The 6,775-nt window shown below is 66.8% G+C and carries 8 protein-coding genes; 2 read left to right on the plus strand and 6 right to left on the minus strand.

The window, feature by feature from the left end; all coding sequences use genetic code 11:
• Nucleotides 1-1,229: Clp protease N-terminal domain-containing protein (locus tag ACLFMY_RS07735; RefSeq protein WP_410764072.1), on the minus strand; the 1,229-nt coding region annotated here is incomplete at its 3' end.
• A gap of 225 nt (nucleotides 1,230-1,454) precedes the next feature.
• Between ACLFMY_RS07735 and ACLFMY_RS07740 the strand changes: the two genes are divergently transcribed.
• Entirely contained in the window at nucleotides 1,455-1,844 is a 390-nt protein-coding gene (locus ACLFMY_RS07740; RefSeq protein WP_410764073.1) for a DUF6858 family protein, read from the plus strand.
• Here the strand turns inward: ACLFMY_RS07740 and ACLFMY_RS07745 are convergent.
• From ACLFMY_RS07745 to rluD, 5 genes are all read right to left on the minus strand, one after another.
• Entirely contained in the window at nucleotides 1,822-2,640 is an 819-nt protein-coding gene (locus tag ACLFMY_RS07745) for a UDP-2,3-diacylglucosamine diphosphatase (protein ID WP_410764074.1), read from the minus strand. The two genes, ACLFMY_RS07740 and ACLFMY_RS07745, sit on opposite strands and share 23 nt — an antisense overlap.
• A gap of 264 nt (nucleotides 2,641-2,904) precedes the next feature.
• Entirely contained in the window at nucleotides 2,905-3,396 is a 492-nt protein-coding gene (gene def, locus ACLFMY_RS07750; RefSeq protein WP_410764077.1) for a peptide deformylase, read from the minus strand.
• Between the two features lie 3 nt (nucleotides 3,397-3,399).
• On the minus strand, nucleotides 3,400-3,924 hold the full coding sequence (locus ACLFMY_RS07755) for a glycine cleavage system protein R (protein WP_410764078.1): 525 nt from the start codon (nucleotides 3,922-3,924) through the stop codon (nucleotides 3,400-3,402).
• 66 nt (nucleotides 3,925-3,990) lie between these two features.
• Nucleotides 3,991-4,746 (minus strand): peptidoglycan editing factor PgeF, encoded by a 756-nt coding sequence (gene pgeF, locus ACLFMY_RS07760; protein ID WP_410764079.1) that lies wholly within the window; start codon nucleotides 4,744-4,746, stop codon nucleotides 3,991-3,993.
• Nucleotides 4,727-5,719 (minus strand): 23S rRNA pseudouridine(1911/1915/1917) synthase RluD, encoded by a 993-nt coding sequence (gene rluD / locus ACLFMY_RS07765; protein ID WP_410764080.1) that lies wholly within the window; start codon nucleotides 5,717-5,719, stop codon nucleotides 4,727-4,729. The genes pgeF and rluD overlap by 20 nt, the downstream gene beginning before the upstream one ends.
• Before the next feature lie 221 nt (nucleotides 5,720-5,940).
• On the opposite strand from rluD, the gene ACLFMY_RS07770 reads away from it, so the two are divergent.
• Nucleotides 5,941-6,762: an outer membrane protein assembly factor BamD gene (locus ACLFMY_RS07770; protein WP_410764081.1), complete on the plus strand. Its 822-nt coding sequence runs from the start codon at nucleotides 5,941-5,943 to the stop codon at nucleotides 6,760-6,762.
• Nucleotides 6,763-6,775 lie beyond the last annotated feature (13 nt).

Consider the following 6,775-nt stretch of genomic DNA (forward strand, 5'->3'; position numbering starts at 1 on the left):
GGCTTGGAGTCGATCTCCATGCGGATGCGGCTGGCCGCCTCGTCGATCAGGTCGATGGCCTTGTCGGGCAACTGGCGGTCGGTGATGTAGCGCTGCGATAGCTGGGCGGCCGCGACGATCGCCGGGTCGCCGATCTCGATGCCGTGGTGGACCTCGTAGCGCTCCTTGAGGCCACGCAGGATGGCGATGGTGTCCTCGGTGGACGGCTCGTCGACCAGCACCTTCTGGAAGCGACGCTCGAGCGCGGCATCCTTCTCGATGTACTGGCGGTACTCGTCGAGCGTGGTCGCGCCGATGCAGTGCAGCTCGCCGCGGGCGAGTGCCGGCTTGAGCATGTTGCCGGCGTCCATCGCGCCCTCGGCCTTGCCCGCGCCGACCATGGTGTGGATCTCGTCGATGAACAGGATCACGCGCCCCTCGGCCTTGGCAATGTCGTTGAGCACGCCTTTCAGGCGCTCCTCGAAGTCGCCGCGGAACTTCGCCCCGGCGAGCAGCGCGCCCATGTCGAGCGCCAGCACGCGCTTGTCCTTGAGGCCCTCGGGGACCTCGCCGTTGACGATGCGCTGGGCCAGCCCCTCGACGATGGCGGTCTTGCCCACGCCCGGCTCGCCGATCAGCACCGGGTTGTTCTTGGTACGCCGCTGGAGGACCTGGATGGCGCGGCGGATCTCCTCGTCGCGGCCGATGACCGGGTCGAGCTTGCCCTGCTCGGCGCGCTCGGTCAGGTCGAGGGTGTATTTCTCCAGCGCCTGGCGGGCGTCCTCGGCGTTGGGATCGTCGACCGACTGGCCGCCGCGCAGCTTGTCGATCGCCTGCTCGATCGCGCCTTTCGAGGCACCGGCCCGGCGCAGCGTCTCGCCCAGCTCGCTCTTGTCCTCGATCGCCGCCAGCACGAACAGCTCGCTGGAGATGTACTGGTCGTTGCGCTTCTGCGCCAGCTTGTCGGTGACGTTGAGCAGGCGCGAGAGGTCGTTGGAGATGTGCACCTCGCCGGCCTCGCCGCCGGACACCGAGGGCAACCGGTCGAGCATCTCGCCGAGTTGCGAGCGCAGCATGTTGACGTTGATGTCCGACTGCGTCAGCAGGTGGCGCACGGTGCCCCCGTCCTGGTCGAGCAGGGCCACCATCAGGTGGACCGGCTCGATGAACTGGTGGTCCTGGCCCACGGCCAGCGACTGGGCGTCGGCCAGTGCCATCTGGAACTTGGCGGTCAGCTTGTCCATTCGCATGAATTCGGATACCTCGGGATCGGTTTGTTTCATCGCCTGTCGGCGGCCGTTACGAAGAGATAAAGGTTAGTCACAATCGGGCCGCCGCGCGTCTACCCTTGTTCTGGTATCGGATCCCGCCGATTCAAGAGCGGGCAACGATCTGGAATACGTGACACGAGGAACGATATTGATTATCGTTGCTTTTGTGGCATACATTTTCCTTATGACCCAAAAGGAGGACCCATGGAACAGACGCATTTCAACGAGAAGTATCCGGTCTACGAGGCCCGGATCGACAAGAACGAGACGACGGCGAAGAGCACCGCGGAGGTGATCGAGCGCCTGAAGGCTGCCGTGGAGGCCGACGAGCGCACCAAGTTCATCGGTACCTTCGACCACCTGGCCCATACCCGAGACCTCGGCGGCGAGGTGGCCGACGGGATCATCGGAGCCGCCCACGTGGTGTTCTGCTTCGGCATCAAGCTGCCCAACGCCCGCGTGATGGCGGTCCGGCCGCGCTCGATCGGGGTGACCGAGTTCGACGACCACTTCATCGTCAACTTCCTCGAGCCGCCGATGCCGATGGCCACCGAGGCGATGGAAGACTGGGTCAAGGCACTGCGCGACGCCTGATCCCGCCGCCCGCGGCCGGCGCCTCCCCGGCCCCGGCCGCATCCAGCAGCCGGGCACTCTCCTCCGCCCACCGGATGAGCTCGAGCTGCCCGTCGTGGCGTTCGACCAGGGCGGTGCAATGCTCCACCCAGTCGCCGCTGTTGGCGTAGGTGATCCCGTCGCGGGTGAAGAGACTGGCATGATGGATATGGCCGCAGATGATCACGTCTGCGGCCTGCTCGCGTGCGTGGAGACAGGCGGCCGCCTCGAACTTCTGGATGTAGCTCCGGGCCCCCGGCACCTGCCCCTTCACGGCCCGGGCCAGTGACCAGTAACCCCGACCGATGCACCGCCGCCACCAGGCATTGAACCGGTCCAGCCCCATCAGGAATTCGTAGCCGACGCTGCCAAGCCCCTTGAGCAATCGGCTGTGACGCACCATGCCGTCGAATTCGTCGCCGTGCAGCAACAGCGCCCGACGCCCGTCGGCCAGCGTGCACCGCCATTGCCGCCTCACCTCCACCCCGCCGACGGACACGCCGATGTAGTCGCGGAAGAATTCGTCGTGATTGCCGGGGATGTAGACCACCCGCGTGCCCGCCGCCGCCATCGCCATGACGCGCTGCAGCAGGCGGGTCTTGCTCAGCGGCCAGGCCCAGCGATGGCCGCGCATCTTCCAGATGTCGAACAAGTCACCGTTGAGCACCAGCGTCTCGGTGGAAACGTGGTCAAGGAAATCCAGCAGGTACTCGACCCGCGCGGCCGGTGTGCCCAGATGCACATCCGAGACCACCACCATGCGATAGGACAGGGACATGACCGCCTCCGGAACGACGAGGTGAAGCCCCGTTATCCCGCAACGCGGTGACCGTTACGTGTCAGCCCGATCACGATTTGCTAACAGCCGGTCGACGCCCCCCCCACTCCGCTGTTGCCACCGGACACGCCCCGGAGGAAGGCCGCGGGAATCACCAGCGCCAGCCCCACCTCCATGGGCGGCGATTTCCCCCGCCCCTCGTCGTCAACGGCCGATCCATGCCGCCGACACCCGCGGAGGTCGGGAACGGAGATCCTGTCCGAATCAGCGCTCGCGCAGGTCAGCGTGGCGAGAGACCAGACGGTCGAGGAAGAGAATGCCGTCGAGATGGTCGAGCTCGTGCTGGGCGATGCGCGCCTCGAAGCCCTTCATGGTGAAGCGGACCTCGCGCCCCTCGATATCCTGCGCGACCAGTTCGATCGACTCGGCCCGGATCACCTTGCCCGTGTAGTCGGGAATCGAGAGGCAACCCTCGCGGCCCACCGCGAAGCCCTTCCAGTTGGTGATCTCGGGATTTATCAGCACCAACGGCCCGTTGTTCTCCACCGGGCGCTTCGCACGGGTGGCATCCACGAGGCACAGCCGCTGCATGCGGCCGACCTGGGGCGCGGCGATGCCCACCGCCGACGGACCCTGGTCGGCCGTGTGCTGCAGGTGCTCGACGAACTCGCGCAGCTCGGGATCGAACTGCTCCACGGGCTCGCAGACGGCCTTCAGGCGCTCGTCGGGGTAGGTCAGGATCGGCAACGGTTCCACGTGTCAGCCTCGCATGGTCTGCAATGGCGTCACGCGGACGGTCAGGCCCTGATCGGCGAAACGTGCCACGCTGCGCTCGATCGCCTCGACACCGTCACTGCTCTCGCCGTCGATCTGCATGATGTAGATCGGCTTGTCCTCCGAACCGCCCACGTCGGAACGCAGGTCGAGGATGTTCATGCCCGCCTCGAGCAGCGCTGCCGTGACGTCGGCGACGATGCCGCTACGGTCGGCACTGTGGACCGTCACGGAGACGTCCGGCTCGCGGTGCTGATGCAGGGAGGCGTCGATCCGGTCGACGTGCAGCTTGAGACCGAAATCCGCGCGCGTCGACTCCAGCAGGCCGGCGACCTCCTCGGGATTGCCCGCGTTGCGCACCATCATCATGATCGCGAACTGGTTGCCGAGCCGCATCATGGCCGTCTCCCCGAGTTCGGCCCCGACGCCGAACAGCACGCGGGTGACATGGGCCACGATGCCCGGCCGGTCGGCGCCGACAAGAGTAAGCAGAAGCCAGGGTTGTGCCATCTCGATCAATCCTCGTTTTAGTCGTGTTCTACCGTACTGGAGACCGGCCCGGTGGCCGGACGTTCCTCAGTCGCGCCAGATCAGGGTCGCCATGCGGCCCGTGCGGCCCTCGTCCCGACGGTAGGAGTAGAACAGCTCCGGCTGGGAGAAGGTGCAGCGTTCGCCCCCGTAGACGCGGCTGATGCCCTGGCGCCGCAGGCGGGCGCGGGCCAGCGCGAACAGGTCGGCGTGGTACTTGCCCGGCGCGGTTGCGCCCCGGAACGCCGAGGCATCCGCCGGGTAGTCGCGCATGAAGGCTTCGCGCACCTCCTCGCCGACCACGTAGTGGGCCGGACCGATGGCCGGACCCAGCCAGGCCATCATCTCGTCGCCGGCAACGGAGAACCGGTCGACCGTCCGCTCGATGATGCCGGCGGCCAAGCCTCGCCAGCCGGCGTGGGCGACGGCGATCTCGCGCCCGTCGTGGCTGGCGAGGGTCACCGACAGGCAGTCGGCGGTGAGCACCGCCAGCACCGCTCCCGGCCGGTCCGTGAACGCCGCATCGGCCTTTGCCCCGGCCGGGACCTCCGGCCCCGCCACCGTGGTGCCATGCGTCTGGTCCAGCCAGCGGGGTGCTTCGGGCAGGTCGAGCATCGACTCCAGTTCGTGGCGGTTGGCCTCGACCGCGGCGGGGTCGTCCCCGACATGCAAGGCCAGGTTGAACCCGTCGAACGGCTCGGGGCTGACCCCGCCGACCCGGGTAGTCACGCCGGCATGCACGCCCGCGGGGGCCGGCCAGGTCGCCTCGATAAAACGGGGTTTGTCAGTCGATGTCCCGGACATAGATAACCTCAGCCTCTCCTTCGTCAAAACCGTCGCGATAGTCACGCAGTTCCTCGATCAATTCTTCCATATCCGGCGGCAGGGACGCATTGAAAGTCAACGTCTCTCCCGTCTCGGGATGCCGGAGCGTCAGCCGCCGCGCATGCAGCGCCTGGCGACCGAAGCCGCGCAGCAGCTCCACGAGGTAGTCGTCGGCGCCCTTGGGCAGGCGCGGACGGCCGCCGTAGACCGGGTCCCCCACGATGGGATGACGGATATGGGCCATGTGCACGCGGATCTGGTGCGTACGCCCGGTCTCGAGACGCACGCGCAGCCAGGTATGCTCGCCGAACTGTTCCATCACGCGATAGTGGGTCACCGCCGGCTTGCCCTGCGGCACCACCGCCTGACGCTGCCGGTCCCGCGCATGCCGTCCGATGGGGGCATCCACCGTGCCACCGGCGATCACGTGGCCGACCACGATGGCATCGTACTCGCGACCGATGCGTCGTTCGGCGAGATCGGCCACCAGGGACTGGTAGGCCGCCTGCGTCTTGCCGACGACCAGAAGACCACTGGTCTGCTTGTCGAGCCGGTGGATCACCCCGGCCCTCGGCAGCAGGGCGAGATCCGGATCGTGATGGAGCAGCGCGTTGACCAGCGTACCATCCGGGTTGCCGGCACCGGGATGCACGACCATGTCCACGGGCTTGTTCACCACCAGCAGGTGCTCGTCCTCGTAGACGATGTCGAGCGGGATCTCCTGCGGCCGATCCTCACTCTGCTGCTCGAGCTCGGCGGCCAGCTCCAGCGTCTCGCCGCCGAGCACGGCGTCCCTCGGCCGGGCCTTGCGGCCGTCGACGGTCAGCCGGCCTTCCTTGATCCACCCCTGCAGGCGATTGCGCGAGAACTCCGGCCAGCAGCGGGACGCGGCCTGGTCGAGCCGCATGCCGGCATGTTCGACGGGGACGATCGATGTTCGGTCAATTTCCATGCGTCTTGAACGGGTCTCCCGAGCTTGGTCCGGTGCCGCGCCACAGGCGTCACCGCAGACATTAAAAAAGACGGGACTGACCCCGTCGTGCAGTCGGTTGGTTTTTCAGATCGTATCTGCGAAGATTAGCCGTTAACACCCGCCCCATCAACGCATCAGCACAGGGCTTGCAGGGCGGTCCGTCCATCATTCGACATCCAGCGGGCACCGACTCCGACACCATGATCCAGCATCGCGACCGTAACCGCCCGGCACGCCGCCGTTTTCCTGTCAGGCAGATCGCAGGAGCCACCCTGATCGCCGGAATGGTCGTTTTCTCCAGCGGCTGCACCTGGTTCTCGAAGGGAGACGACGACAGCGTCGATCTCGGCGACCCGACGGCATCGGCGGCCGAACTCTACGACGAGGCCCACAGCGCCATGAGCCGCGGCGACTACGAGACGGCCATCAAGAAATACGAGACCCTCGAAGGCCGCTACCCCTTCGGCGCCTATACCGAGCAGGCCCAGGTCGAGGTCGCCTACGCCTACTACAAGTACGACGAGCCGGATTCGGCGATCGCGGCGGCCGACCGCTACATCCAGCTCCACCCGCGTGGAGACAATGTGCCCTACGCCCTGTATCTCAAGGGGCTGGCCAACATGGGCCGTGGCGATTCCCTGATCAACCGCATCGCGCCCCCGGACCTCTCCAAGCGAGACCAGTCTGTGCTCGAGGACGCCTACCGCTCGTTCTCCCAGCTTGTGCAGCAGTACCCGGACAGCCAGTACGTGGACGATGCCAGCCGCCGGCTGATCGAGGTGCGCAACGAGCTCGCCCGCCACGAAGTGCAGGTGGCCGAATACTACATGCGCCGGGGAGCCTGGCTGGCTGCCGCCAACCGGGTACAGCGTGCCCTGGAGAAGTACGACGGCTCGACCTCGACGATCCCGGCACTGGAGATCCTGGTCAAGGCATACGACAAGCTGGGGCTGGACAAGGAAAAGGCGGACGCCGAACGCATCCTGGAGAGCACGCGGGAGGCCAACCGCTCCGACTCCTGACGGCGCGGGCGCG

Source organism: Guyparkeria sp. (assembly GCF_046545975.1).
GTDB lineage: Bacteria > Pseudomonadota > Gammaproteobacteria > Halothiobacillales > Halothiobacillaceae > Guyparkeria.